The organism is Flavobacterium gillisiae (genome assembly GCF_900107635.1).
GTDB lineage: Bacteria > Bacteroidota > Bacteroidia > Flavobacteriales > Flavobacteriaceae > Flavobacterium > Flavobacterium gillisiae.
On record NZ_FNRD01000003.1, the window covers coordinates 272843 to 298951 of the forward strand.

The 26109-nt window shown below is 34.2% G+C and carries 22 protein-coding genes; 11 read left to right on the top strand and 11 right to left on the bottom strand.

Going from position 1 to position 26109, the window contains the following annotated elements:
- The first annotated feature begins 8 nt into the window (after window positions 1–8).
- On the top strand, window positions 9–518 hold the full coding sequence (locus BLV35_RS06385; RefSeq protein WP_091086525.1) for a DUF421 domain-containing protein: 510 nt from the start codon (window positions 9–11) through the stop codon (window positions 516–518).
- 104 nt (window positions 519–622) lie between these two features.
- Here the strand turns inward: BLV35_RS06385 and BLV35_RS06390 are convergent, their stop codons facing one another.
- From BLV35_RS06390 to hutH, 3 genes are read right to left on the bottom strand one after another with little or no spacing between them, the layout of a single operon-like run.
- A complete protein-coding gene (locus BLV35_RS06390) occupies window positions 623–1960 on the bottom strand; it encodes an inorganic phosphate transporter (RefSeq protein WP_091086529.1) in 1338 nt (445 codons plus the stop codon).
- Between the two features lie 30 nt (window positions 1961–1990).
- Window positions 1991–2635 carry a DUF47 domain-containing protein gene (locus BLV35_RS06395; protein WP_091086532.1) on the bottom strand — a complete coding sequence of 215 codons (645 nt, stop codon included), beginning with the start codon at window positions 2633–2635 and terminating at the stop codon, window positions 1991–1993.
- A 53-nt stretch (window positions 2636–2688) separates the two neighbouring features.
- The gene (gene hutH / locus BLV35_RS06400; RefSeq protein ID WP_091086535.1) at window positions 2689–4197 is read right to left on the bottom strand and encodes a histidine ammonia-lyase; all 1509 of its coding nucleotides are present in this window, start codon (window positions 4195–4197) and stop codon (window positions 2689–2691) included.
- 682 nt (window positions 4198–4879) lie between these two features.
- On the opposite strand from hutH, the gene thrA reads away from it, so the two are divergent.
- From thrA to BLV35_RS06425, 5 genes are all read left to right on the top strand, one after another.
- Window positions 4880–7327, top strand: a complete 2448-nt coding sequence (gene thrA, locus BLV35_RS06405; protein ID WP_091086538.1) for a bifunctional aspartate kinase/homoserine dehydrogenase I — start codon at window positions 4880–4882, stop codon at window positions 7325–7327.
- 38 nt (window positions 7328–7365) lie between these two features.
- On the top strand, window positions 7366–8286 hold the full coding sequence (locus tag BLV35_RS06410; protein ID WP_091086541.1) for a homoserine kinase: 921 nt from the start codon (window positions 7366–7368) through the stop codon (window positions 8284–8286).
- 114 nt (window positions 8287–8400) lie between these two features.
- Entirely contained in the window at window positions 8401–9690 is a 1290-nt protein-coding gene (thrC, locus tag BLV35_RS06415; RefSeq protein WP_091086743.1) for a threonine synthase, read from the top strand.
- A gap of 528 nt (window positions 9691–10218) precedes the next feature.
- The gene (locus BLV35_RS06420; RefSeq protein ID WP_091086545.1) at window positions 10219–10932 is read left to right on the top strand and encodes a peroxiredoxin family protein; all 714 of its coding nucleotides are present in this window, start codon (window positions 10219–10221) and stop codon (window positions 10930–10932) included.
- Window positions 10933–11222: 290 nt separating this feature from the next.
- A complete protein-coding gene (locus BLV35_RS06425) occupies window positions 11223–11861 on the top strand; it encodes a hypothetical protein (protein WP_091086547.1) in 639 nt (212 codons plus the stop codon).
- A 237-nt stretch (window positions 11862–12098) separates the two neighbouring features.
- Here BLV35_RS06425 and BLV35_RS06430 read toward each other — a convergent pair whose 3' ends face one another.
- Entirely contained in the window at window positions 12099–14549 is a 2451-nt protein-coding gene (locus tag BLV35_RS06430) for a hybrid sensor histidine kinase/response regulator (protein ID WP_091086551.1), read from the bottom strand.
- 210 nt (window positions 14550–14759) lie between these two features.
- Between BLV35_RS06430 and BLV35_RS06435 the strand changes: the two genes are divergently transcribed.
- Window positions 14760–15269 carry a GNAT family N-acetyltransferase gene (locus BLV35_RS06435; protein WP_091086554.1) on the top strand — a complete coding sequence of 170 codons (510 nt, stop codon included), beginning with the start codon at window positions 14760–14762 and terminating at the stop codon, window positions 15267–15269.
- 158 nt (window positions 15270–15427) lie between these two features.
- On the opposite strand, the gene BLV35_RS06440 is transcribed toward BLV35_RS06435, so the two are convergent.
- The 3 genes from BLV35_RS06440 to BLV35_RS06450 all read right to left on the bottom strand — a co-directional run bounded on the left by BLV35_RS06440 (window position 15428) and on the right by BLV35_RS06450 (window position 17589).
- On the bottom strand, window positions 15428–15811 hold the full coding sequence (locus BLV35_RS06440) for a DUF3037 domain-containing protein (protein ID WP_091086557.1): 384 nt from the start codon (window positions 15809–15811) through the stop codon (window positions 15428–15430).
- Window positions 15789–16583, bottom strand: coding sequence for a HipA family kinase (locus BLV35_RS06445; RefSeq protein WP_091086559.1), 795 nt, complete (start codon window positions 16581–16583; stop codon window positions 15789–15791). Before BLV35_RS06445 ends, BLV35_RS06440 begins: the two co-directional genes overlap by 23 nt.
- A 154-nt stretch (window positions 16584–16737) precedes the next feature.
- A complete protein-coding gene (locus BLV35_RS06450; RefSeq protein ID WP_091086562.1) occupies window positions 16738–17589 on the bottom strand; it encodes an NAD(P)H-hydrate dehydratase in 852 nt (283 codons plus the stop codon).
- Between the two features lie 236 nt (window positions 17590–17825).
- Between BLV35_RS06450 and gcvT the strand changes: the two genes are divergently transcribed.
- The 4 genes from gcvT to BLV35_RS06470 all read left to right on the top strand — a co-directional run bounded on the left by gcvT (window position 17826) and on the right by BLV35_RS06470 (window position 22933).
- On the top strand, window positions 17826–18908 hold the full coding sequence (gene gcvT, locus BLV35_RS06455; protein ID WP_091086565.1) for a glycine cleavage system aminomethyltransferase GcvT: 1083 nt from the start codon (window positions 17826–17828) through the stop codon (window positions 18906–18908).
- Window positions 18909–19140: 232 nt separating this feature from the next.
- On the top strand, window positions 19141–21177 hold the full coding sequence (locus BLV35_RS06460) for a S41 family peptidase (protein WP_091086569.1): 2037 nt from the start codon (window positions 19141–19143) through the stop codon (window positions 21175–21177).
- 102 nt (window positions 21178–21279) lie between these two features.
- Window positions 21280–21993 carry a YebC/PmpR family DNA-binding transcriptional regulator gene (locus tag BLV35_RS06465; RefSeq protein ID WP_091086573.1) on the top strand — a complete coding sequence of 238 codons (714 nt, stop codon included), beginning with the start codon at window positions 21280–21282 and terminating at the stop codon, window positions 21991–21993.
- A gap of 82 nt (window positions 21994–22075) precedes the next feature.
- Entirely contained in the window at window positions 22076–22933 is an 858-nt protein-coding gene (locus BLV35_RS06470) for a DMT family transporter (protein ID WP_091086577.1), read from the top strand.
- A gap of 356 nt (window positions 22934–23289) precedes the next feature.
- Here BLV35_RS06470 and BLV35_RS06475 read toward each other — a convergent pair whose 3' ends face one another.
- The 4 genes from BLV35_RS06475 to BLV35_RS06490 all read right to left on the bottom strand — a co-directional run bounded on the left by BLV35_RS06475 (window position 23290) and on the right by BLV35_RS06490 (window position 26054).
- On the bottom strand, window positions 23290–23718 hold the full coding sequence (locus BLV35_RS06475; protein WP_091086580.1) for a hypothetical protein: 429 nt from the start codon (window positions 23716–23718) through the stop codon (window positions 23290–23292).
- 504 nt (window positions 23719–24222) lie between these two features.
- Complete coding sequence (locus tag BLV35_RS06480; protein ID WP_091086584.1) at window positions 24223–24522, bottom strand: type II toxin-antitoxin system RelE/ParE family toxin; 300 nt, start codon at window positions 24520–24522, stop codon at window positions 24223–24225.
- Window positions 24522–24767 carry a type II toxin-antitoxin system ParD family antitoxin gene (locus tag BLV35_RS06485; protein ID WP_091086588.1) on the bottom strand — a complete coding sequence of 82 codons (246 nt, stop codon included), beginning with the start codon at window positions 24765–24767 and terminating at the stop codon, window positions 24522–24524. Before BLV35_RS06485 ends, BLV35_RS06480 begins: the two co-directional genes overlap by 1 nt.
- A gap of 105 nt (window positions 24768–24872) precedes the next feature.
- Complete coding sequence (locus BLV35_RS06490) at window positions 24873–26054, bottom strand: retropepsin-like aspartic protease (protein ID WP_091086591.1); 1182 nt, start codon at window positions 26052–26054, stop codon at window positions 24873–24875.
- Window positions 26055–26109 lie beyond the last annotated feature (55 nt).

Sequence of the window (26109 nt, forward strand, 5' to 3'; positions counted from 1 at the left end):
AGCCGCTAATGAATCTCTACCTCGATATCATATTTAGGACTACCGCCGTCTATTTCTTTATGATTATCGCTTTGCGTGTTTTTGGTAAAAAAGAATTATCTCAACTCAATTCAAGTGATATTATCTTAATTTTATTAATCAGCAACTCGGTTCAAAATGCCATGGTTGGTAGTAACAATAGTCTAAGCGGAGGTTTAATAGCAGCTACAGTACTTTTTTTGATTAACTACATTTTAAAAAAAGCAATGTTCAAATTTAAATTTTTAAAGGATTTAATTCAAGAAAAACCAGAAATACTGATCCATGATGGCAAAATTGATTTTAAAATTTTAAGTAAATTGAATATCACTTCTGATGAATTAAGAGAAGCTATGAGAGAGCATGGAATTGATCATTTCTCTGACGTAAAACTATCAATGCTTGAAGTAGATGGAAATATAAGTATGATTTCAGGAAATGGTAATCTAAAACAAACGCATTATAAAAGATTGAAAAAATTAAAAAAAATAGTCGAATAAATTCAAAATAGCCATTTCAGGAAAAGACATTCATTAAACTACAAAAACCATCCTAACTTTACAATTAGGATGGTTTTTTATTTATTTCGAAAAATAAAATACTCTTATAAAAACAAGCTAAGGAAATAGTAAACTAATCCTGCCAATAACGCCGAAATAGGAATCGTTAACACCCAAGCCCATAAAAGACTCACTGTAACTCCCCATCGCACCGCAGATACACGTTTCGTCAGACCAACTCCGATGATAGAACCAGTTATAGTATGAGTGGTACTCACCGGAATTTTTAAATGTTCGGTGAAATACAAGGTTAAAGCTCCAGCTGTTTCAGCAGCAACACCTTCAAACGAAGTTACTTTTGTAATTTTAGAACCCATTGTTTTTACAATTTTCCAACCACCACTTAATGTCCCTAATGCAATTGCTGTATAACAAGCTAATGGAATCCAGGCAGGCATCACACCCGCTACATCATCTTTTGGTAAAACAACATTTAACCAGTCAGGCATACTATCTTGAGCTGATCCTGTAGTATGAATATATACCGCAACTGCCGCTGCAATTATACCCATTACTTTTTGTGAATCGTTTCCACCATGACCTAAACTAAACGCAGCAGAAGACAATAACTGCATTTTTTTCAACCATGCAGTAGCTTGATTCAAGTTCAAACTACTAAAAATTAAACAAAATGAGCTAATGGCTAAAATGATAAACGCTACCAAAAACCATTTAAGATTATGCGACTCAAAAGCCACACTCCAAAAATGAGAATCAAATCTTGGTTTTTCTATTGCATCATAATATTTCATTTGACTCTCCACAAACCAGATCGTAATACCCATTATAGCTAGGGTAACCAGTTTTGGGGTAATCGTTTTTTTAGACGCATTTAAAAGCCAAATTGAAATTAAATATGACATCAGAGCTCCCAATAAAGGGGCTAATACTATAAAAAGAATAATGATAGAAACACCTGAGGGCACTCCGCCGTCTTTCCCTGCTTTATACCAACTGACAATATCGTACCAGTAAGCAGTAGTTCCATCCTCTAGTAAATAACCTGAAAAACCATGAACAGCAATCGCATGAGCAACTGCAGCTCCCGCAAAACCTCCTATTAAGGTATGCGATGAACTTGAAGGTATCCCCAACCACCAGGTCAACAAATTCCAACAAATCGCAGCAATAACACCGGCAAGTATAACCACAAGATTAATCTCCATCGTATGCGCCGTTTTAGCTACGGTATCAGCCACTCCAAATCCAAAAACCCAATAGGCCAAGAAATTAAAGAAAGCAGCCCAAAGAACCGCCTGAAAAGGAGACAAAACTTTTGTGGCAACAACGGTAGCAATAGCATTGGCCGCATCATGAAAACCATTGATGTAGTCAAAGATTAAAGCCAATACAATGATAACTATAAGTAAAGTAAATTCCATAAATGTAATTTCAAAAAGTAACCGATTAAATTAAGAATGCTTGACAGCAATTGATTCTAAAACTCCGGCTACACTTTTACACTTGTCCGTTGCAGTTTCTAATACCGATAAAACTTCTTTGTATTTTATTATGGTGATTGCATCAGTTTCATTTTCGAATATTTCAAAAATCGCTTTGTTATAAACGGTATCTGACTTATTCTCTAATTTATTAATTCTGGCGCAAGCCTCAGTAATATTCTTGATGTTCTTAAAATTTTTCAATTCTTTAACTGCGACATCAATACTCTGACAAGCTTCAAGATTAATTTCAGTCAATTTTCTAATCGACTTTGTAATTTTATCAACTTGATACAATCTCATTCTGCTTGCTGCACCCTGAAGATTATCAGCAACATTGTCAATAGATGTTATTAAGGAATGTATATCTTCTCTGTCAAATGGAGTAATAAAATTTCTACTCAATTCAAGATTTGTTTGACGGGTAATATGTTCTCCTTTTTGCTCTAATTTATCAATTTTCTGAAAAAGTGCTTCTCTTTCTTTTAAAGGAAGATTTACCGCTTCATGCAAGTTTGAAGCTAATTCAATTAAGTTGCTTGATGCTTCTTCGAATAAGGGGAAAAACTTTTTATCCTTTGGGACTAAAAACTGGAAAATACTATTTATTGACATCTTATTATTTTTTAGGGCGCAAATTTACTATAATTATATATTGGATTGACTAATTAGTCTAACAATTCCTCTTCAATTTGAAAACTATTCAAAAAAGAAACGGTTTTCTCTATGTCATAATGTAAAATACGATCTTCTTTTACAAACGGAACTTCTTCTCTGTACGAGCTCAAAAACATTTCGATAAACTCACTTGACTCAAGCGGTCTTCTAAATTCAATCGCTTGAGAAGCATTCATTAATTCGATTGCTAAGATACGCTCTAGATTGTCCATCACACGTAACGCTTTTGTAGCACCATTCGCTCCCATACTCACATGATCTTCTTGCCCATTACTAGAAACAATGCTGTCTACACTAGAAGGTGTCGCTAATTGCTTGTTCTGGCTAGCAATACTAGCAGCAGTATATTGCGGAATCATAAATCCGGAATTCAATCCTGGATTATCCACTAAAAATGCAGGAAGGTTACGCAATCCCGAAATCAATTGATAAGTTCTTCTTTCAGAAATACTACCTAGTTCAGCTAAAGCAATTGCCATAAAGTCTAAGGCTAATGCCAATGGTTGTCCGTGAAAATTACCTCCTGAGATGATTTGGTCACTTTCGATAAATATATTTGGATTGTCTGTAACCGAGTTAATCTCCGTTTTAAAGACTTTCTTAACGTAATCAATAGCATCTTTTGAAGCTCCGTGAACTTGCGGAATACAACGGAAAGAATATGGATCTTGTACATGTACTTTCTCCTGTTCGATAATTTGACTTCCTTCCAGAAATTCTTTTACACGACTTGCCGTTGTAATTTGGCCTTTATGAGGACGTATAAAATGGATCAACTCATTAAATGGTTCGATACGACCATCAAATCCTTCCAAAGATATTGTACCAATCAAATCCGCTAAATAGGAAAATTTATTGGCTTTCATTAAAATATGAGCACCATAAGCACTCATAAATTGCGTTCCATTTAGCAAGGCCAATCCTTCTTTGGACTGCAATACGATTGGCTCCCAATTAAAGTGCTCCATTATTACACTTGAATGAACTTTTTTACCTTCAAAATACACTTCTCCTTCTCCTAATAATGGTAAAGACAAATGCGCTAAAGGAGCTAAATCACCAGATGCACCAAGAGAACCTTGGGTATAAATAATAGGTAAAATATCATTGTTGTAAAAAGCAATCAAGCGATCCACTGTCTGTAATTGTATTCCTGAATGTCCGTAGCTCAAAGACTGAATTTTCAGCAACAACATTAGTTTTACTATTTCATTTGGAACTTCTTCTCCCGTACCACAAGCATGTGATTTTACTAGGTTTTCCTGAAGTTTTGATAAGTTTTCATTAGAGATTTTAACATTACAAAGTGAACCAAAGCCAGTATTTATTCCGTAGATAGGTTCAGAGTGCGTTGCCATTTTTTTATCTAAAAAATCCCTGCATTTCTGAATGTTAATTTTGGCCTCATCAGACAGTTCTAACAACATCTGATTTGCAATAATTTCGTTTACCGTCTCTAGGGAAAGTAGTGCGGTACTTATATAATGTGTATTGTCCATTTAATCTTAAATTTTAAAAGCCAAAATTGGAGAAATCAATATTAAAAAGCAACATATAATAGCAATAATTTAAAACTTAGATTAAAAAGCATCACTTTACTAAATTTGATGCATTTTACCACAGAATAATCCTGCTTTACAAAGAGACTATTTTAACTACTGCGGCGTCGTTAATAATAAGGTTACTACCACAGTTTTTAAAAGTCGACTAACGTCCCGAAAAGTAAAAAGGATTACTCACACCCCATAAATGAGAATAAATTAGCAATTGAAATTAAAAAAAGGAGCTCAAATACACCTAATTATATCTTCTTGCATCCAAATTAAATAACAATAGCCTCCACAATCTGCTCATAAAATAAGAAATATTCAACAGAAGCTGATTTCTCTCCTTTTTATTAAAATATTCGCAAAAAACCATATAAAGGAGGTTGATTTTTATAAAAAGCTGTATTTTTGGAAAATAATAATGACAAATAACAGAACAACATATCAATCTTCGATAACAACTCAAATTTGGGTTGCAACTTCTGTTACTTCTACATTTACAGCTACAACAACTACTACCCCTTAGGGGTATACATTTTACATATAATCCTATTTTATATTTTTCTTTTTTTAAGAAGGAAAGATTTTAGGTGGGTAAATAGCATTGCCATTTTTCTAAAATAAAACAAACACAATGAAAGTATTAAAATTTGGCGGAACTTCGGTAGCCAATGCACAAAATATAAAACTAGTCCTTGAGATAGTTCAAAACCAAGCAAAACAAGACCAATTAATCGTAGTTGTATCTGCCCTTAGTAAAGTAACTGATCTACTTCAGTTGGCTTCATTAAGAGCCGCTTCTAATGATGAAAGCTACAAGGAAATTGTGGCTGATATTGAGAAAAAACATTTAGATGCTGTAAAAGAATTGATTCCTGTAAGCGAGCAAAGTAGCTTACTAAGTCATATCAAACGCATCATCAATCATCTAGAAACTTTATTAGACGGTTGTTACCTTCTAGGAGAACTATCAAATAGAACTGCTGACACTATTTTGAGTTTTGGAGAATTGCTTTCTTCTTATATCATCGCTGAGGCACTTAAACAAGATTTTAAAAGCAGTAATTATAAAGACAGCCGTGAGTTAATTAAAACCAACAATAATTTTGGAAAAGCTGCCGTAAATTTCAAAGTTACTGATGAATTAATTGTTGCTTTTTTTGCCTCGAATGAAAGTCAGGTGGTTGTAATGCCTGGTTTTATTTCGTCTTCTATTGATGGAATCAACACTACTTTAGGACGTGGTGGATCAGATTATACCGCTGCAATACTAGCTGGAGCATTAGACGCGACTGATTTAGAAATCTGGACTGATGTCAACGGTATGTTTACGGCTAACCCGAAAATCGTAAAACAAGCCCAACCAATTGCTTCTATATCGTATCAAGAAGCGATGGAGTTGTCTCATTTTGGTGCCAAAGTGTTGTTTCCACCCACTATTCAGCCAGTTCTAAGAAAAAATATTCCTATTCATATCAAGAATACTTTCGAACCAAAAGCAGAGGGAACTTATATTTCTAATCAATCTATTTCTAATGGTCAGCCTGTAAAAGGAATCAGCCATATTGAAAACATCACATTGATCACACTTGAAGGTCCAGGAATGATTGGAGTATCTGGTTCGTCAAAAAGACTTTTTGAAGTTTTATCTCTTGAAGAAATCAATGTTATCTTTATTACTCAAGCTTCTTCCGAACACTCTATTTGCATTGGAATTCTAAATGAAGATGCCGAAGCCGCCGAAGCTGCAATCAACAAAGCCTTTGAAATCGAGATTTTGCAACACAAAGTAGATCCTTGTATCGTAGAAAAAAATCTATGTATTATTGCTTTAGTTGGCGAAAACATGAAAAACCACCAAGGATTGAGCGGTAAAATGTTCAGTACTTTAGGAAAAAACAATGTCAACATTCGTGCGATTGCCCAAGGTGCTTCTGAAAGAAACATATCAGCAGTAATCAATCAAAGAGATGTAAAAAAAGCATTGAATACACTTCACGAACGTTTCTTTGAAGACAATACAAAACAGTTGAATTTGTTTGTTATGGGTGTTGGTAATGTAGGTGAGAAATTCATCGATCAGATCAACCAACAAAAGAAGTTCCTAAAAGAAAACTTAAAAATAAATCTTCGTGTAATCGCTTTGTCTAATTCACGCAAAATGATTTTTGATGAAGATGGAATTGACTTAAAAGCATGGCAACCTCTTATCGAAAAAGGAGATGCTGCGGACCAACAATTGTTTATTAACAAAGTAAAAGAGCTGAATTTACGTAATAGTATTTTTGTGGATATCACGGCAAACGAAGGTGTTTCTAAAACATACGAGCATTTCTTAAGACAAAGTGTAGCCGTTGTAACTTGTAATAAAATCGCCTGCTCTTCTGCTTTTGAAAATTATAAAAATCTTAAAACTTTATCCCGAAGATACAATGCCCCTTTCTTGTTTGAAACAAATGTTGGAGCAGGATTACCTATCATTGACACAGTTAAAAATCTAGTCGCATCAGGAGATAAAGTCAACAAAATTCAAGCTGTTTTATCTGGTAGTTTAAACTTTATCTTTAATAATTTTGATGAAAATAACGCTTTCAATGAAGTAGTAAAAGAAGCTGGTGTTCAAGGATTTACAGAGCCTGACCCAAAGATAGATTTGAGCGGAATTGATGTCGCCAGAAAGATTCTAATTTTGATTCGCGAGAGTGGTTACGAAATGGAAATTGAAGAAATTGAAAATCAATCTTTCCTTCCTGCTGCTTGTATGGAAACTACAAATAATGAAGATTTCTTTAAATCTCTTGTAGAACATGCTGCTCATTTTGAAGGTATTTTGGCGGAAGCTAACGCCAAAGAAAGTCGCCTAAAATTTGTTGCTCAATTTGAAAATGGTAATGCTAGTGTCGGTTTGCAATTCATCCCAAAAGACCATCCTTTTTACAACTTAGAAGGAAAAGACAATATTGTATTATTCTATACAGATCGTTATGTTGACCAACCTTTATTGATAAAAGGTGCAGGTGCCGGAGCTGCAGTTACTGCTTCAGGAATTTTTGCCGATGTGATTCGAATTGGAAACGTATAGCCCCTAACCCCTAAAGGGGAACAAAAACTATAAAGAAAATGAACGAAATAAAAATATTCTGTCCCGCTACAATTGCTAATCTATCCTGTGGATTTGATGTACTCGGTCTTTGCTTAGACAATGTGGGGGACGAAATGATTATTAGAAAATCAGATCAAAAGGGGATTCGCATCACTAAATTAGTCGGTGCCGATTTACCCTTAGAAACGGAGAAAAATGTGGCTGGAGTTGCTGCTTTGGCAATGCTCGAAGCTTTGAAATCAGACGCGGGATTCGAAATCGAAATATACAAAAACATCAAAGCCGGTAGCGGAATCGGAAGCAGTGCTGCCAGCTCTGCAGGAGCGGTTTTTGGAATCAATGAATTGCTTGGTCGCCCTTTTGAAATAAAAGACTTGGTGCAATTTGCTATGCAAGGCGAAAAACTAGCTTGCGGAAACGCTCATGCCGACAACGTTGCTCCTGCCCTATTGGGTGGATTTACATTAGTGCGAAGCTACAGTCCTTTAGATATTATAAAAATAGAAAGTCCATCAGAATTGTATGCGACGGTAGTTCATCCTCAGATTGAACTTAAAACATCCGATGCTCGTTCCGTATTAAAGCAAACGGTTTCCCTAAAAAGCGCAATTATGCAATGGGGAAATGTGGGCGGATTAATTGCCGGTTTATATACTAAGGATTATGACTTGATAGGCCGCTCGCTACATGACGAAATCGTGGAGCCGTTGCGTTCTGTATTAATTCCTGGTTTTGACTTAATCAAACAAACCGCATTAGAAAACGGTGCTCTAGGATCTGGAATATCAGGTTCTGGCCCTTCTATTTTTGCTTTAAGCAAAGGAAGAGACGCCGCCGACAAAATCGCCAAAGCCATGAGCGCAGTCTATGACGAAATGAAATTACCGTATGAAATTCACGTTTCAAAAGTGAATCCTGATGGAGTACGTATATTATAACACAATTTAAAAATATTTAAGATTTTTGATTAACGATTTTTGATTTCAGATGTAACTTACGTTGCTAGAAAAAATCAAAAATCAAAAATCGTTAATCTTCAATCAAAAATCACAATGAAATACTACAGTTTAAACCATAACGCCCCAAACGTTTCCTTTCAGGAAGCAGTAATACAAGGATTAGCTTCTGATAAAGGATTGTATTTTCCAGAAAACATAACACCACTGCCTCAGGCCTTTTTCGATACTATCGAAAATTTAAGCAATGAAGAAATTGCTTTTGAAGCTATTAAACAATTTGTAGGAGATGAAATTCCCGCTGATGTACTTAAAGAAATCATTGCTGACACCCTGTGTTTTGATTTTCCGGTGGTCGAAGTAGAGAAAGGAATTTACTCCCTTGAATTATTCCATGGCCCAACAATGGCGTTTAAGGACGTAGGAGCGCGTTTCATGTCACGATGTTTGGCCTACTTCAATAAAGACAAAAAAGACAGTAAGAACACCGTTCTTGTTGCTACTTCCGGAGATACCGGTGGTGCAGTTGCAAGCGGGTTTCTAGGTGTTGCTGGCGTAGAAGTGATCATTTTATATCCTTCTGGAAAAGTGAGCGACATTCAGGAAAAACAGCTTACGACTTTAGGTCAAAACATTAAAGCACTCGAAGTAGATGGTGTTTTTGATGATTGTCAAGACATGGTTAAAAAAGCTTTCTTAGACGATAGTTTAAAGCATCATAATCTAACTTCGGCAAATTCGATTAATATCGCACGGTGGTTGCCGCAAATGTTTTACTTTTTCTTTGCTTACAAGGAATTGAAGAAGCAAAATAAGGAATTGGTATTCTCTTGCCCGAGTGGGAATTTCGGAAATATCTGCGCCGGAATCATGGCAAAAAAGTTAGGCTTGCCCCTACTTCATTTTGTGGCTTCCACCAATGTAAATGATACAGTGCCCCGATTTTTAGCAAGTGGATTTTATGATCCTAAACCATCCAAAGCAACGATTTCTAATGCGATGGATGTTGGGAATCCAAGTAATTTCATTCGAATTCAGGAAATGTACCACAACGATTTGGCCCAATTCAAGAAAGACTTCTCTTCTTATACTTTTACAGATGAAGAAACAACTGAGGCGATGAAAACTATTTATAACACAAACGGCTATATCGCTGAACCGCATGGTGCCGTGGGTTATTTAGGATTGAAAAAAGAATTGCATAACTATCCAAATGCTATTGGTATTTTCCTTGAAACTGCACATCCTATTAAATTTTTGGACGTTGTGGAACCAGCTTTAAATGTAAAATTACCGATTCCTGCACAAATAGAAAGTGTGATGGATAAAGAAAAAGTAAGCACTAAAATTAAAACATACGAAGAGTTGAAAGCTTTTTTAGGATAAACTTTCAACATCAAATATAACAACCGACTGAGAAGTGATTTTCAGTCGGTTTTTTTTATGTAACTAATTCTCCGTTTTTATAATTAGTTTTCTGTAAGTAAAATCACTAGTTTTGATTTAAATAGTAGAAAAATAGGGATAAGATAAATAACCCTTTGATTTTAGATCTCTATTCGACTTTGTAGTACTAGCATGAACTAATTGCTTCTCCTATTGAAAAAGACAATGTTACTACTAATGCTTTTATTTGGAATGCTATCTTGTTCGTCAAAACAAAACCAGAAGAATAAAAGGACTTTTTTTGTTATAAAAATTTTAGAATTAAAATTATATGAACATCATTCTTTAGATTCCAAACTCATCAAAAAATAAAAATGGGAGAAATTTATAACTTATATACTTTTTAAAAACAGAACAATCAAAAGAAGATGGCAACACAAAATTAGCATAATCGATATTTATTACTAAATCAAAGGTCATTGCAACTATTCTTATACAAACCTTTATCTATACAATAAAACAACACTTATGAAAAACATTCAACATATCATTTTAATTATCACATTGTTCTGTGCAAATACGATTCAGAGTCAGGAAGAAACTATCGGCGTAAACTGGTCAAAGACTTTTGTCGAAAAGGATTTTAATAATACCAAGCTCTATAATAAAAAAACAGGAATCGAAATCTCAAAGAAAGAGTTTGGAATACTCGTTCAAGAAAATCCGAATTTGTCTTTGGAGAAGGAGATCGATGAGGCTGGAAATGTTACTAGGTATATGTATGATCCGAATAATCTAAATAGTTATGAAAAACGAGCACTTAACGCTACAGCATCTGCTAAAGGTAACTTTCCAAATTTCAAGCTAACAACAATTGACGGAACACAAATAGAACTTTCTAAACTAAATGGGAAAATTGTTATTCTGAGATTTGAACTTTTTGCTACCGATTTCCATTTTAAAAAACAAGAAATTCAGGAACTTGACGAAAAAATCAATGCACTAGAAAATAAAAATGCCGTTAAAGCTATTATCGTCTTTCAATGCTCTGAAAGTGATGTGCGAAAAGGTTTTGACCTCGAGAATTCGAATTTTGAATTAGTCGCCAATGGACAAAATTTTATTGAAAAATATGGCATATCACGATTCCCATCAACACTACTAATTGACCAAGATGGAAATCTCATTGAGAAATATGTTTATTCGGAAGATATTACTTTAAAAGATCATATTAAAAAATAGTACTACAGTATCATGTCTTGAATTAATTTATCTGATTTACACTTAATATAGTAAGTGCTAATATTGTTCATACAACACTTTTTTGTCTGAAATAGATTTAACAAGTAAGTCTTATTGAGCAAACCAACTATATGGCTTTTTATAGTCTAAAAAATTCTTGTTTTTAACATCTCTTAACATACTGTTTTGTACGATTTAACATTAAATAACTTGTACTCTTTACACTATAAGGGATGTCGTCTATCTTATTATGCCTAATTTTACATCAAACTTTAAAAAAGGATAATACAATGAAAAACTTAAAACTGATTGCTCTGGCAATGATTCTGATTACTGCCGTTAGCTGTAAAGATTCTAAGAAAGAGACGGAAGGAACTACTACAGAAATTCAAACGACAGATGGAACGTACAGTGTAGTAAATGATTCTACCAAAGTGAGTTTTACTGCTTATAAAACAACAGACAAAGCAGCTGTTGGCGGTACATTTAAAGAAATAACATTAACGAATTCAGGACAAGGAGAAACAGCATTAGAAGCTTTGAACGGTACTAAATTTAGTATTCCAGTAAGTAGTTTATTTACTAATGACGCTACGGGAACCAGAGATCCTAAGATTTTAAAATTCTTTTTTGGAGTGATGAAAAACACAGAACTTATCTCGGGTGAGTTTAAAGTTGCTGCAGATAATACTTGCTCTATAGATATGCTATTAAACGGAAAAATAGCAAATATTCCTTTACAATATACCACGAATAGTGATACTAGCTTGTCTTTTGATGGAGTGATGAATTTAGAAAACTGGGATGCTTTAGCAGCAGTAGCGTCAATCAATAAAGCATGTGAGGCATTGCATACAGGTAAAGATGGTGTAAGTAAAACATGGAGCGAAGTAGCAGTACATGCTGATGTTTTATTAAACAAAAACTAGACTGACTAGTATTCAGTTCTACTGAATTCTTTCGTTTGGAAAGCAAATACCTATTTAGTTATAAAGCTACTGACAATGTAAAGTTAGTAGCTTTTTTTTTATGAGAGTAATTATCGATATCCCTTCTTATTTACATTAATATTCCGCACGTTAAATCTACTTCATCAACTCAATAACAGGACAAACATGGTCTTATAAACTTGTTCTAGAAGAAGACAGAGAATAGACTAATTACACTTAGTCTTTGAAGTATTTAAAAATCAAAAGTTTCAATTCTTCCACTTTTAAAGGCTTTGAAATATAATCATTACAATTTGCATCAATTGCTCTTTCCATATCTCCAACTAAAGCGTATGCGGTTTGTGCAATTATAATTACCTCTTTATTGAATTTTCGTATCTCTCTGGCCGCTTCATGACCATCCATTATTGGCATCTGAATATCCATAAATACCAAATCTATATCCGGATTATTACGACACGCTTCTACTGCTTCTAATCCGTTTCTTGTATTGATAATTTCACTCCCGTATTCTTTAATGACTTTCGAAATAAGCTTTTCTGATATTGCATCATCTTCGGCAATAACTATTTTTAGCTTTTTACTAAAGCCTGTTCTAACTGGTGATACAATTTCGCTACTAATTGTTTTCTCAATACTCAGGTCCTGTATAAACGGAAGCGTAAAATAAAATACCGTTCCTTCTCCTTCCTCAGACTTAAGCCTTATTGATCCTCCCAAAATTTCTACATAGGCTTTAGAAATAGACAATCCTAAACCAGCGCCTTGCAACGCCATCTTATTGGCAATATCAGCCTGAATAAATCGTTCAAAAATTGCTTCTTGTCGGTCTTTTGGCACCCCAATTCCGGTGTCTTTTACATAAAATTCAAGAAAGTCATCCTTTATCGTATAACCAAATTCTACACTTCCTTTTTCGGTATGATTGATCGCATTTTTCACCAAATTTGTCAATATTGCAAATACTTTTTCACGGTCAGTTGTTATGAAGGCTTCATTAGAAGGCAAAGTATGTTTATAGGATAGCTGAACACCTTTTTTTTCTGCCTCTGGAATGAAGAAAGTATAGATGTATTCTAATTGTTCATTAATATTCGATTTCTGAAGATGAACTTCCATTTGTCCGGACTCAATTTTCGAAATATTAATAATATCATTGATAATATTGAGCATTCTTAACCCACTTTTTTCAATAATCTTAATGTACTTTCGCTGCTTTTTCCCTTTAAGATTGGGCTCTTTTAACAATTCTGCAAAACCTAAAATACCGTTCATAGGCGTACGTATTTCGTGACTCATATTAGCAAGAAAAGCTGATTTTAAACGATCTGATTCTTCTGCCTTTTCTTTAGCAATATTAAGGTCTATCTCTAATTGTTTCCTTTCGCTAATATCAAATTCTATCCCATCCCAGCAAACCAATCCACCAATGATTCTAGGCTTTGCTATAGAATAAGCCCATCTAATACTTCCGTCTGGATTTATTACTCGGACTTCTACGACATAATTAGACATATTGTGTATTGCCTTTAATTCTGCGACTCTCATGATTTCTATGTCGTCAGGATGAATCCTTCTGTAAATTAAGCTAGCATCCTCAATTACTTCAGCTGCCGTGCATCCGTAAAGTTTAACAACGCCATCACTCACATAATTAAATTTTCTTCTGTTATCATCGAGCGTAACTATCTGGTAAATCATACCGTTTACTAGATTATCCGCAATTAATTTTAATTGGTTTTCGTTTTCTCCGGCTTTTTCTTTTGCTTTAAAGAGCTCTTCAGTTCTTACTTTTACCCTTTGTCTTAGTAATAATACAAAAACTAATGAAAGAATTAAAACTATAAAAACGACAAGAACAAACCACTTTATATAACTAGGGACTAGCAATTTAGCATCCTTCTCTAACCAGTGAAATAATGACTTATAATATTTAGAACTAGCATCATTTTTTAATTCAGAGATATTTCTATCGAATAATTCAACCATCGCAGCATTTTTATTTTTTGTAAATGCAAAATGCAATCCTAATGGTCTAATTAAGATTCCCGTTGGTTTTATAGTCTTGTCAAATAAGTTTGAAAAAGTAAAAAAGCGATCGGCTATGATTACATCAATTTTACTGCTTTTAAGATCATTAACACATTGTTTATAACTATCATACGTATAAAGCTTATAAGTAATATCAAACTCCTTAGAAACAAAATCTGTCATGTATCTCTCTTCGATAGAACCTTTTAAAACACCTACTTTCAGGTTTTTTAAATCCAATATTGAATGTAAATTCAATTCCTTTCTAGAAAACAATTCTGCCCACGAACTTAGTACAGGTAATTTACTTAAGGTAAAAATAGAATCTCGCTCTGCTGAAAATACTACATCGGGTAACATATCAATTTCACCAGTTTGCAACTTTTTATAAAGATTGTCCCAAGTGTTAAACTCGTATTCAAATTTCAAGTTTTCCCTTTCCCCAATTTCTTTAATAATATCAATAAAAAAACCATCGGGTTGTCCGTTCTTATTCAGAAATATTTTTGGAGGATTATCATACACTCCTACTTTTATAACCTTACCGCTATTATTTTGTGAAAAAATCGTTCCAGAAACCCCAGAACAAATTAGAATCAAGAGAAACGTATAATAACTATATGTGTAATTTTTCATCTCTATCTATTCAATAATTTGGTAAACACGAATATATAAATTTTATCTGAATAAATACATTTGCAAATTTCCAATTACAGAAATCAATTGAGTCACTTCATGCCATGGATTTCAACCTAATTAACACTGTATAAGAACTCCAATAAAATCTCATTTTGTTCCCTTTTTATTTATATTTGTAACTATAAAACACAATTCAGTATTTCCAAAATGATTACAATAGCAACACTAGAAGACGTTTCAGAATTAAGTAGATTAATCAACTCGGGGTATCGCGGGGAATTTTCTAAAAAAGGATGGACCACCGAAGCCAACATATTAGAAGGTAGCCGAACGAACGAAGCCGAACTGAAGGAAATCATTGGTACCACTGAAAATACGTTGCTAAAATTCACGGAGGACAACCAGATTATTGGATGTGTTTTGTTGGTCGAAAAAGAACAACAATTGTATTTAGGCATGTTGACAGTATCACCGGAATTACAAAATAGCGGAATTGGAAAAAAATTATTGCAACAAGCCGAAGTCCATGCTCAGACATTGGGTTTACCTACAATTGTAATGACAGTTATCTCAATTAGAACGGAGTTAATTGACTGGTACAAACGCCACGGTTATGTGGATACAGGAGCTAGAGAAGCTTTTCCAGAAAGCGACATTCATATTTCAATCGTAGAACAGCCTTTGGAGTTTATCGTTTTAGAAAAAAAGATAGATTAAATCTACTACTATAAAAATTGTTACCCCTCTAGGAAGTAGCGAATACAAACAAAGTGGAATCAAATTTTTCTTTCACCATATAAGTAATCGAAGTTCATTTAAGTTCGTTAAGAAGAACTTCCTCTTCATACTTATATGGCTATGTCTTTAATTATAATTTATAAAACCATATCTTTAAACAACCTTTGTACGGTGCGTTCTAAATCATCACACAATCCCGGATGTGGTCGTGATGTTTGAATTGCCGAGCTACGCAAAGCCGTTAACCAACGAAAACGCGATGGAATATCAAATTGTGCAATGGGTCCGCCCTGCTTTGTTCCGTGCGCTATTTTCTGGAAGGACTCCAGATTTAACTGCAGTTGTTCCAAATCTAAATCACCAGAAAACAGCTCCATCTTTGCCAAATCAATAGTATAAAGCATCTTTATGAACTTCGCTTTTTTGCAAAAAACAATAATCCCTACATTGAGGAACTCTTCACGCTCTACCCTTGGTACAACGCGGATTACCGAGTACTCATATAAGTGCTTCTCTTGCATTTTGGGCTTCTTTAATAAAAATTTGAGAATGGTTCAGGCGCATTGATAAAAACTGAAAATAAACTTCACGTACTGCTTCAGGGCTTTCATCCGTATCTTGCCAGTCCAGCCATTCCAGAGGAATAAGATCTACTATCGATTGCAAGGTTTCTGGCGTTAAAATGGTTTTGAATAAAGCATCTGCTTCTTGTATCAATGAAGCTTGCGGCAACAATACATGGTCTTTAATAAGTGCAAACGGGCTTTGGGCGTGTTTCTCCCAATTAGTCCACGAATGATGAAAGTAAAAACTTGCGCCATGATCAATAAGCCATAACTCTTTGTGCCAGATCAGCATATTGGTATTCCTGAAAGTTCGATCGACATTAGTGATAAAAGCATCTAACCAAACAATCTGCGAAGCCAGTTTAGCATCTACTACCGTGACTACAGGATCAAAATTGATAGCTCCCGAAAGAAAATGTAACGCTAAATTGAGTCCTTGACTTCCTTGCAATAAATCCTGGATTTCCTCATCGGCTTCCGTGCGACCAAAGGCTTCATCGAGATTTGCATATACTAGCACGGGAATTTGTAACTTTAAAACACGAGCAATCTCCCCTCCTATCAATTCGGCGATTAAGGCTTTCACCCCATGACCCGCTCCCTTGAATTTTAAAACATATTTAAAATCATCGTCGGCTTCCGCCAAAGCTGGTAACGAACCACCTTCGCGCAAAGGCGTAATGTATCGGGTAACATTTACAGTTCTAAGATTGAAGTCTCTTTTCATATTCGGAATTTACTGAGGTACAAACTTACAAATAACTAGGGTGAAATTAAAACCTCTTTTATATAATGATTTTCTTCTATGTCCCAATTACTCTTACTATGTAAAATGAGATTCCTCCCTTGTCGGAATGACAATTTTGCGTTTAAAACAATAATTACTCCAAATTTTCTAAACTCAAATACGCTTTTCCTATATTAGAAATAATATCCGAAGCGATAAAGGCTTGATGTCCAGTTTCTGGGAGTGCGATATCGGCCGTTAAACCATGTAAATAAACTCCCAAAATAGCTGCATCAATAGGTTCATAGGATTGTGCCAGTAAACTCGTGATTATTCCGGTTAAGACATCTCCGCTTCCGGCTGTGGCCAAAGCGGCATTTCCCGTGCTGTTCCTGTACACCGTTTCGGCATCAATAATGTACGTTGGCGCTCCTTTCATTACTACAATTACATCGTAGTGCAGCGAAAAGTCAATTGTTTTCTGAAACTTTTCTTCCTCTGAATCCCATTCACCTATTAATCGTTCCAATTCTTTAGGGTGCGGTGTCAGAATCGTTTTGGAAGGTAATAACGTAAGCCAAGATCTATTTTTTGATAAAATATTCAATGCATCAGCATCTACTACTAATGGAATGTTGTTCGCTATCAAGAATTCGTGAAGTGCTTTTTGCGTTGGTTCCTCCTGCCCTATTCCTGGACCAATTCCTATCGCTTGCGGTTTAATGTCGAATACAATCGCGGAAATGTGTTTTTTCTCAACATCAGTTAAAACCATGGCTTCGGGAATAGCTATTTGCACAATTTGGTAGCCGCATTTAGGAACAAAAGCCGTTACTAAGCCACAACCCGTTCTCAAACATCCTTTTACAGCCAGTACTGCTGCGCCTATTTTACCATAACTTCCCGCAATAATTAGCGCATGTCCTTGAATGCCTTTGTGCGTATGTGCATCTATGGGTTTGTAGCGTTTTAGTATTTCGTTTTGGTCAATGTAAATCGGATTCATCTGATAATTTGTTTGTTTAAAATTACGTTTTTTATCTGAAACAGAATCGTTCTCAATCACGAAATTACCTAGCCCAGATAGAAATGGAAATCCTTTTACTTTTATATTTAAAAAGTAAAAGATTGCAATGGATAGCTGGAAATAGCTCCTAAAAACTATTGAATTTACATAAATAATGCCTTAAATATGATAATTTTTGAATAAATTAGCCACTTCAAATTTTATATACACACACAATGAAAAATACTGCGCTTACGCACATACACGAGAGTTTGGGAGCAAAAATGCTTCCGTTTGCTGGATACAATATGCCCATTTTATATGAAGGGGTGAATGCTGAACATGAAACGGTTAGAAATGCTGTGGGTGTCTTTGATGTTTCACACATGGGAGAATTCTTGCTTTCAGGCCCAAATGCCTTGGCTTTGATCCAAAAAGTGACTTCAAATGATGCATCAGTTTTGACTGTTGGAAGAGCGCAATATTCTTGTTTACCAAATAGTGACGGAGGAGTTGTAGATGATTTGATTATCTATAAAATGAAAGAAGAGCAGTATTTATTAGTCGTAAATGCTTCGAATATTGAAAAAGACTGGAATTGGATTTCGGCTCTAAATGATTTGGATGTCGACATGAAAAACATTTCTGAAGACTATTCATTATTAGCAATCCAAGGACCAAAAGCGGTTGAAGCGATGCAAGCCTTGTCTTCCATTGATTTAGCAGCTATCAAATACTATCATTTTGAAGTAGCTGATTTTGCCGGAATTGATAATGTGATTATCTCTGCAACAGGTTACACTGGTTCAGGAGGTTTTGAAATTTATTGTAAAAACACCGAAGTAGAACAAATCTGGAATAAAGTATTTGAAGCTGGAGCAGCTTACGGAATCAAACCAATTGGTTTAGCGGCACGTGATACTTTGCGTCTTGAAATGGGTTTCTGTTTGTACGGAAATGACATTAGCGACACCACTTCACCACTTGAGGCTGGATTGGGTTGGATCACAAAATTCACAAAAGAGTTCACCAACTCAGAGAATTTGAAAAAACAAAAAGAAGAAGGAGTTATTAGAAAACTAGTTGCTTTTGAAATGCAAGAGCGTGCTGTACCTAGACATGACTACGAAATCGTGGACGGAACGGGAGCCGTAATAGGTATTGTAACTTCAGGAACAATGTCTCCATCAATGAACAAAGGAATTGGATTGGGTTATGTAACTGTAGCAAATAGCGCCGTGGATAACGACATCTATATTCGCATCAGAAAAAATGATGTTCCTGCTAAAGTGGTAAAATTACCATTCTACAAGAAATAAATTAGAATTTATTCTATAACCGCCGCTCATTCGCTAATTTTTTACAACATCACTTAGTATGTTTTAAGAATCAGCGAATTAGCGGCTTTTTTTTAAGTATTCTTCAATTTTAGTAGTCAAATATTAGGTTTAATTAGTCGTAAAAAATTAGCTGAAATCCAGCACTTTACGTAACTTTATAATTCAGCAAAATTGCTTTTTTTTAGCTTTTTTCGAAATTAATAAAGTGGAGATGAAAATAATTTCACTGGTCTTCTTGCTTACTTCCTTTTCGCTTTTCGCCCAAAGTGATACTAAAACATGCATTTTACTTTCTAAAATAAATAAGCTTATTCAAAGCGAGCATTTTCAACCAAAACCGATTGACGATAGTTTATCTGTTTTTATATTTGATAACTTTATTGATGGACTCGATCCTTCTAGAAATATTTTACTAAAGTCAGAATACGAAGCACTTTCCTTTAAATTCCGTTTGAACCTTGATGACTTAATCCTTACTAACGATTGCTCATTCCTGCCTGAAATTGTTGCGGTTTATAAAAATGGTCTATCGAGAAATAAAGCCATTTTAGAAAAAATGAAGACTGATACCATCGGTTATAAAGTAAAAGATACGATTCGGTTTTATAAAAAAATATTTCCATTCTATCTGGAACAAAATCAACTGGAAACAGCCTGGAGAAAAAGCATAAAATATAAAATCCTTGATGATATTGTTTCTCAAAACAATAATCTAGACTCCATAGCAACTACGTTCACAGCCTTAGAACCCATCTCTAAAAGATTAATTATAGCAAACGAAATCTGTAAAATAAATGCGATTTTGGAAAAAGAATCGGGTTTTAAAGAAAATTTATTCGATAATTTTTGCAGTTATTTCGACCCACACTCTGCCTACTTCAACGTCGAAACCAAATCCAGTTTTGTGGCTTCCTTATCAAAAGAGCATCTGTCAATGGGCATGAACGTAAGTTTGAATGATCGCAATGAAATTATAGTCATAAAAATAGATCCCAACGGCCCCGCCTTTCAAACTGGAGGAATAAAAAAAGGAGATCAAATCATTGCAGTTTCCAACCTAAAAGAAACATTACAGGTTTCCTGTGCCACTCTGGAATCTATTTCAAACATGATTCTTTCCGATGCAAATAAAAAAATAATGTTGACATTGAGAAGAAGTTCTGGTAAAAACTTTGATGTACTAGTGGAAAAAAAACTGATAAAAGACGAAGGCAATGCTGTCTATAGTTTTATTATTGCTAATAAAAAACGCAGATATGGCTATGTGAAAATCCCGAGTTTTTACACTGACTTTGAAGGTAATAGTGGCAAAGGATGTGCCGAAGACGCAGCGCTAGAAGTACTAAAACTGCAGAAAGACAGTATTCAGGGTGTTATAATTGATTTGATAGACAACGGAGGAGGCTCCATGGACGAAGCTATAAAACTCGCGGGAATGTTTATCGATATTGGACCTATCTCTATTATACTGGATAATAAAAAAGTGCAAACCATTATAAGCGACCCTTATCCTGGGATGATATACAAAGACCCTATAGTGATACTGGTTAACGGGAATTCAGCTTCGGCAAGTGAGTTTTTTGCTTCCGCATTACAAGATTACAATAGGGCGCTGTTGATGGGAAGCGCTACTGTGGGCAAAGCAACCATGCAGTCGATAATGCCATTAGAACCTACTGATACAGAAAACTTTGTAAAACTCAGTATTAACAAATTTTATAGGATCGACGGGAAAAGCAATCAGGCTACAGGAATTATTCCCAATGTGTTAGTTCCCGAAATCTATGAAGTCCTATACACTAAGGAGTGCAACAATCCTACTGCTTTTAAAAACGACAGTATTGCAATTTCTCTTGTTTATAACCAATTCATTAAAAATACCGCGATGGCAAAAATCGCAAAGAAAAGTACCGCTAGAATCGCTACGAACTCCTATTTCAATGAAACAAAAAAACTGAATAAAAAAATTGAATATTTAGTAAACACACCAAAATTACCACGGCCGGTAACCATAGATACGGTTATTAAAGACCAATCTGAAATCAATGCGATGTGGGAGGAAATTAATGCATTCGATACAAAAAGTAACAATTTGATCATTCATAATTCAAACCTCAATAATTATCTGCTGACCATCAACCCTTCGGAAAAAGCAAATAATGAATTCCAACTGGAAACATTGAAAAGAAACCACTATTTAAGTGAGGCTATTGCGATAATTAATGATTTGAATTCCGTGAAAAAATAACGAAAACACAATATTACCCAAATTTCATAAAAAGAACGGAAGAGGGTTTTGGTATAAATAAGGAATAACTGTATTTTTGCAGTTCAATATAATAAATAAGAAATGGGAAGAGCGTTTGAATTCAGAAAAGGGAGAAAAATGAAACGTTGGTCAGCAATGGCTAAAGCATTTACTAGAATTGGAAAAGACATTGTAATGGCCGTTAAGGAAGGCGGACCAAATCCTGAAGCTAATTCAAGATTAAGAGCCGTTATCCAGAACTCTAAGGCAGCAAATATGCCTAAAGAAAATGTAGAACGTGCCATTAAAAAAGCAACTGATAAAGATACTGCAAATTATAAAGAAGTTTTGTTTGAAGGCTACGCTCCTCATGGGATTGCGCTTTTAATTGAAACGGCTACTGACAATAATAATAGAACTGTTGCTAATGTGAGAAGTTATTTCAACAAATGTAATGGGACTATGGGAACACAGGGTTCTGTTGAATTTATGTTTGACCATACTTGTAACTTTAGGATTCCAGCAGACGGACTTGATCCTGAAGAATTAGAATTGGAATTAATCGATTTTGGAGCTGAAGAAGTTTTTGAAGATGAAGATGGAATTTTAATTTATGCGCCTTTTACAAGTTTTGGAACGATCCAAAAAGAGCTTGAAAACCGTAATCTAGAAATCCTTTCTTCTGGTTTTGAAAGAATTCCTCAAAACACTACCAAACTAACAGAAGCTGAAATGGCTGATGTAGAAAAATTGATCGAAAAAATGGAAGAAGATGATGACGTGATGAACGTATATCACACTATGGAAGAAGCATAAAACTAAATCCTGACTATATTTAAAACTCTAGCTTCGGCTGGAGTTTTTTTGTTTCAAATTGTATAATATAAAATTACCACTCATGTTATTTCTTATTTTAAGTATTTTATGCAGCGTTACTGTAGGTGTGATTTTTAAATTGTCGCGCAACTATAACATCAGCGTTATTCAAATTGTCAGCTGGAATTACCTTTTTGCTTTAGTATTGTGTTTCTTTACTTTTAGCCCAGATTTCAATGCCATAGATCACACAGCACCATGGTCCATCTATATCACATTAGGAATTTTGCTGCCATCGATATTTATCTTTTTAGCCGTCTCCATAAAACATATGGGAATCGTAAAAACAGATGCTGCCCAAAGGCTTTCGCTATTCATACCGCTACTTGCCGCCTGGCTAATTTTTAAAGAAGATTTCAATCTACTAAAGATTACGGCTTTTTTGATAGGCTTTCCTGCCCTATTACTTATCCTTTCTAAACCGGCAGCCAATACCAGCAATAAATGGATGTATCCTGCTGCAGTACTCATTGGATTTGGACTCATCGACATCCTTTTCAAGCAAATTGCTCTATATACCAGCCTTCCATTTACGAGTTCGTTATTTGTGATTTTCGCAATTTCCCTAACACTCATGATTGCAGCAATCTTGTACGATGTTATCGCACGAAAAACACCATTAACAGCCATCAATATTCTTTTTGGTGCATTGGTAGGTGCTTTTAACTTTGGTAATATCCTTTTCTATCTAGAAGCGCATCAAGCTTTTGCCGACAATCCCTCAACTGTTTTCGCGGCAATGAATATGGGTGTTATTATTCTGGGGAGTCTTTTGGGTATTCTCGTTTTTAAAGAAAAAATGAGTAAACGAAACTATGTGGGACTTGCATTGGCATTAGTTTCTATTGTATTAATTGCGCTTTCGCAAATGGATGTTTAGAATGCTATTTTTTATGGCTGTGGCCAAAATAGATTGAAAAGCCTTATTTTCAATTTTAACTACTCTAGGAATTATGCAACATTAAAAGTTGGTAAACGGATGAAACGAATTTTAACGCATAATCACTGATTAGAATTACGAATAACCCGTTTATATCAGTGTTATTCGTGTTATTCGTGGTTTTTATTTTTGAGTATGTCTTAGCTGACACATAGATTTATTACTATCAAGCGCGGCTTCGTTGTTCATCTTTAATGATGCAACGCACATCTAATTTTTTTGATTTAGTTTACGGGCACGGAATGCAATTCCGCGCTATCACAGGATAATTGTCGAGATTTATCCGAGCGATCGGGTTAGTTTCCAGCACTTAATGAATAACTTCCGTCTCCTTTGAATGAGGTCAGCGTAATAGTAACAGTCCACTTTCCAGGTTTTCCAACGCTTGTCACACCATCTATACTGTCAGGATCCGTATTGCCATTAAGGCTTCTATTAAGCACGACAGTCCCATTAGCGTCTGCAACTACAATCTGGAATATTCCAGATGCTGTGGCAGTAATATCAGCATTATAGTCAGCTGTTGTCAAATTATTTGTCCAAGTAATTGTTCTTGATCCATTTCCGCCTTTTCCAGTAAAATCTCCACCAATGTCTCCTGAAGGCCCTTCGTTAACAGTAATATTTACATTCGACTCATCATCATTAGAACAAGATGTAAATGTTCCAATGAATAGTGTCATTGCAATTAAAATTGTAAGTAGCTTAAAATTTGAGGTTTTCATATTTTTTTAATTTTTGTAAATTATTTATGTATAATACGATTAAGTCGATCAAATTCCTAATTATAGATAACGAAATTATTTTGATTTAATTTTAATATAAAGGTTTAAAGTAAAAAAAACTTTTTTATCCGTTAGATCAGTGACATCCATGGTCAATTTTTGACTCAATTTAAGTGGATTCATAGATTTATTATATAGCTGTCGCCAAAGTCGATTGAAAAGTTTTTTTTTTCAATTTTAACGATTCTAGGAGTTATGCAACTTTAAAAGTTGGCCAACGGATGAAACGAATTTTAACGCATTATCACTGATTAGAATTACGAATAACCCTTTTATATCAGTGTTATTCGTGGTTTTTATTTTTGATTATGTATTAGCTTATTACTATCAAGCGCGGCTTCGTTGTTCATCTTTAATGATGCAACGCACATCTAATTTTTTTGATTTAGTTTACGGGCACGGAATGCAATCTATTTAGGAAAGGCTGTTAGCCAGTAGCTTTTTTTACTCCGCTAATCTATTTTCAATATCCATTCTTTCGTATAAAACTCTAACGACTTCAATTTCATTTTTCTTATCTTTTTTGAAGAAAATTAAATGTGATTTTACTTTTGAATATTTATATGATTTTCTAATGTTTGCGGAGTCACGAGCCATCTCAAAATTAACTACGATATATTCAATTTCGTCAATAATTAAGTTATAATATCTATCTGCTTGTTCAGCAGACCAATTTTCTGCCGTATAAATCCAAATGTTGTTAATATCTTCTAATGCCTTTTCACTAATTATATACGCTGACATTATTTTTGAAAATTAGCTTTTAGCGTTTCTAGATTTATATCGCGGTCAAAATTTCTAATTTTACTACTCTTTTCTCCCATTTTTAATTCATTGATAAGAGATTTTGCTTTATTTTCTTCTTGCTCAAAAACTCTTAAAGCAGTTCTAACAACTTCACTTACTGAACTATACTTTCCTGTAGAAATTTGTTCATTAATAAAATTTTCAAAATAGTCTCCTAATAATATCGATGTATTACGTGCCATAATTTTTTTTTCAAAGATACCAAAAATTGGTATTAGTTCAAAAGAGTCATCCTTTTTTTTGATTTTTTTAGACTGATACTTATTTATTCACTGTAGATTCGCTCATTATTTCGGTAGTTTTTTATTTATTATAATTTCAAATATCTCTCCTTTTTGTGGTTTTACTTTCAATTTTATATCCCCTTCATTTTCTGAAATTAAATCTTGGGTTACTAAATCACATATTTCGATTTCCTTCCCATTAATTTCGAGGATTTCGTCGCCATAGCTTATTTTCTTGTTTAGTTCGGTATCCCATACAAACCCAATTATTAATTTCTCGTTTTTTAGTGTTCTAGTAAAATTAAATTCAGACTTCTCTATATTTACCTTTTTAGATTTAGGATTTAAGTAAAATCGTTTATTTACATAGTCAATTGTTATAACGGCGTATTCCAATAATTGAGTACCAATTCTTGAATTATTATCATTAATTGTATTTGTAATACAGTTCTCAATTTCAAGTTCATTAATTTTTAATAAAGGTAAATGAAGTCGGATATGCTTTTCAACGGGCACGTCACCAAATAAGCCAAGCGAAGAAGCCCCAACACTTTCTCCTATTTCAGTAAAGATCTTTTCTTTTTTAAAAACGTCATAATGTTTATGAGAAATATCATAAAGTCCTCCCATCCCTGTATCAATTAAAACTTGTTCTTTTCCGCTCTTTTTCCCTTGGAGATTAATCCATAAATACGGACTACTTTGAGCTCCAATAAGTTCAATTTTATTAGACTCTTTTTTACTAAGAGATAAGTTTTTTATATTGTCAGTAAGTCTTATTTTCTTTAATCCGGCATCAATTTGTATAATTGAATTTCTTAACATATTGCTACCAATAAAACCATCAATTCCAAAACATTTAAAAACAAAATTAGCACGTAAATCATAAACTAAAGTTGCCGTATTTTCGAATATTATGTTTCCAAAATTTAGCTTTTCTATAGATACCACCTTTAGCTTAGCTTTTATTCCACTTGCATCCGTTATTGGTATCGTTTTTAAGAGTTGAGGCTTTATTAAATCATTAATCTCTTTTGAAATGATATTTGGAGCACCCGTATCAAGCATAAATTTATATGTCACTCCCTGAATCTCAACAGGAACAATAATTTTATCTCTGATAAATTCAAAGTCAAATTCTTCGAAGTAGTTTTTTGATTTCGTTTCTCCAATATTTAAGTCAATATCTTGAGCAAAAACAGTAGCTGTCACAAATATAAATAAGTAAATAAATTTCTTTTTCATTTTTTAATTTTAAAATCATAATTGATATTTGTCTGTCTCCAAATCGTTCGTGAGA

Bases quoted from the DNA above. Each gene is read 5' to 3' on its own strand.
- BLV35_RS06385 (WP_091086525.1), top strand. From the start codon at position 9: ATGAATCTCTACCTCGATATCATATTTAGGACTACCGCCGTCTATTTC.
- BLV35_RS06390 (WP_091086529.1), bottom strand. From the start codon at position 1,960: ATGGAATTTACTTTACTTATAGTTATCATTGTATTGGCTTTAATCTTT.
- BLV35_RS06395 (WP_091086532.1), bottom strand. From the start codon at position 2,635: ATGTCAATAAATAGTATTTTCCAGTTTTTAGTCCCAAAGGATAAAAAG.
- hutH (WP_091086535.1), bottom strand. From the start codon at position 4,197: ATGGACAATACACATTATATAAGTACCGCACTACTTTCCCTAGAGACG.
- thrA (WP_091086538.1), top strand. From the start codon at position 4,880: ATGAAAGTATTAAAATTTGGCGGAACTTCGGTAGCCAATGCACAAAAT.
- BLV35_RS06410 (WP_091086541.1), top strand. From the start codon at position 7,366: ATGAACGAAATAAAAATATTCTGTCCCGCTACAATTGCTAATCTATCC.
- thrC (WP_091086743.1), top strand. From the start codon at position 8,401: ATGAAATACTACAGTTTAAACCATAACGCCCCAAACGTTTCCTTTCAG.
- BLV35_RS06420 (WP_091086545.1), top strand. From the start codon at position 10,219: ATGAAAAACATTCAACATATCATTTTAATTATCACATTGTTCTGTGCA.
- BLV35_RS06425 (WP_091086547.1), top strand. From the start codon at position 11,223: ATGAAAAACTTAAAACTGATTGCTCTGGCAATGATTCTGATTACTGCC.
- BLV35_RS06430 (WP_091086551.1), bottom strand. From the start codon at position 14,549: ATGAAAAATTACACATATAGTTATTATACGTTTCTCTTGATTCTAATT.
- BLV35_RS06435 (WP_091086554.1), top strand. From the start codon at position 14,760: ATGATTACAATAGCAACACTAGAAGACGTTTCAGAATTAAGTAGATTA.
- BLV35_RS06440 (WP_091086557.1), bottom strand. From the start codon at position 15,811: ATGCAAGAGAAGCACTTATATGAGTACTCGGTAATCCGCGTTGTACCA.
- BLV35_RS06445 (WP_091086559.1), bottom strand. From the start codon at position 16,583: ATGAAAAGAGACTTCAATCTTAGAACTGTAAATGTTACCCGATACATT.
- BLV35_RS06450 (WP_091086562.1), bottom strand. From the start codon at position 17,589: ATGAATCCGATTTACATTGACCAAAACGAAATACTAAAACGCTACAAA.
- gcvT (WP_091086565.1), top strand. From the start codon at position 17,826: ATGAAAAATACTGCGCTTACGCACATACACGAGAGTTTGGGAGCAAAA.
- BLV35_RS06460 (WP_091086569.1), top strand. From the start codon at position 19,141: ATGAAAATAATTTCACTGGTCTTCTTGCTTACTTCCTTTTCGCTTTTC.
- BLV35_RS06465 (WP_091086573.1), top strand. From the start codon at position 21,280: ATGGGAAGAGCGTTTGAATTCAGAAAAGGGAGAAAAATGAAACGTTGG.
- BLV35_RS06470 (WP_091086577.1), top strand. From the start codon at position 22,076: ATGTTATTTCTTATTTTAAGTATTTTATGCAGCGTTACTGTAGGTGTG.
- BLV35_RS06475 (WP_091086580.1), bottom strand. From the start codon at position 23,718: ATGAAAACCTCAAATTTTAAGCTACTTACAATTTTAATTGCAATGACA.
- BLV35_RS06480 (WP_091086584.1), bottom strand. From the start codon at position 24,522: ATGTCAGCGTATATAATTAGTGAAAAGGCATTAGAAGATATTAACAAC.
- BLV35_RS06485 (WP_091086588.1), bottom strand. From the start codon at position 24,767: ATGGCACGTAATACATCGATATTATTAGGAGACTATTTTGAAAATTTT.
- BLV35_RS06490 (WP_091086591.1), bottom strand. From the start codon at position 26,054: ATGAAAAAGAAATTTATTTACTTATTTATATTTGTGACAGCTACTGTT.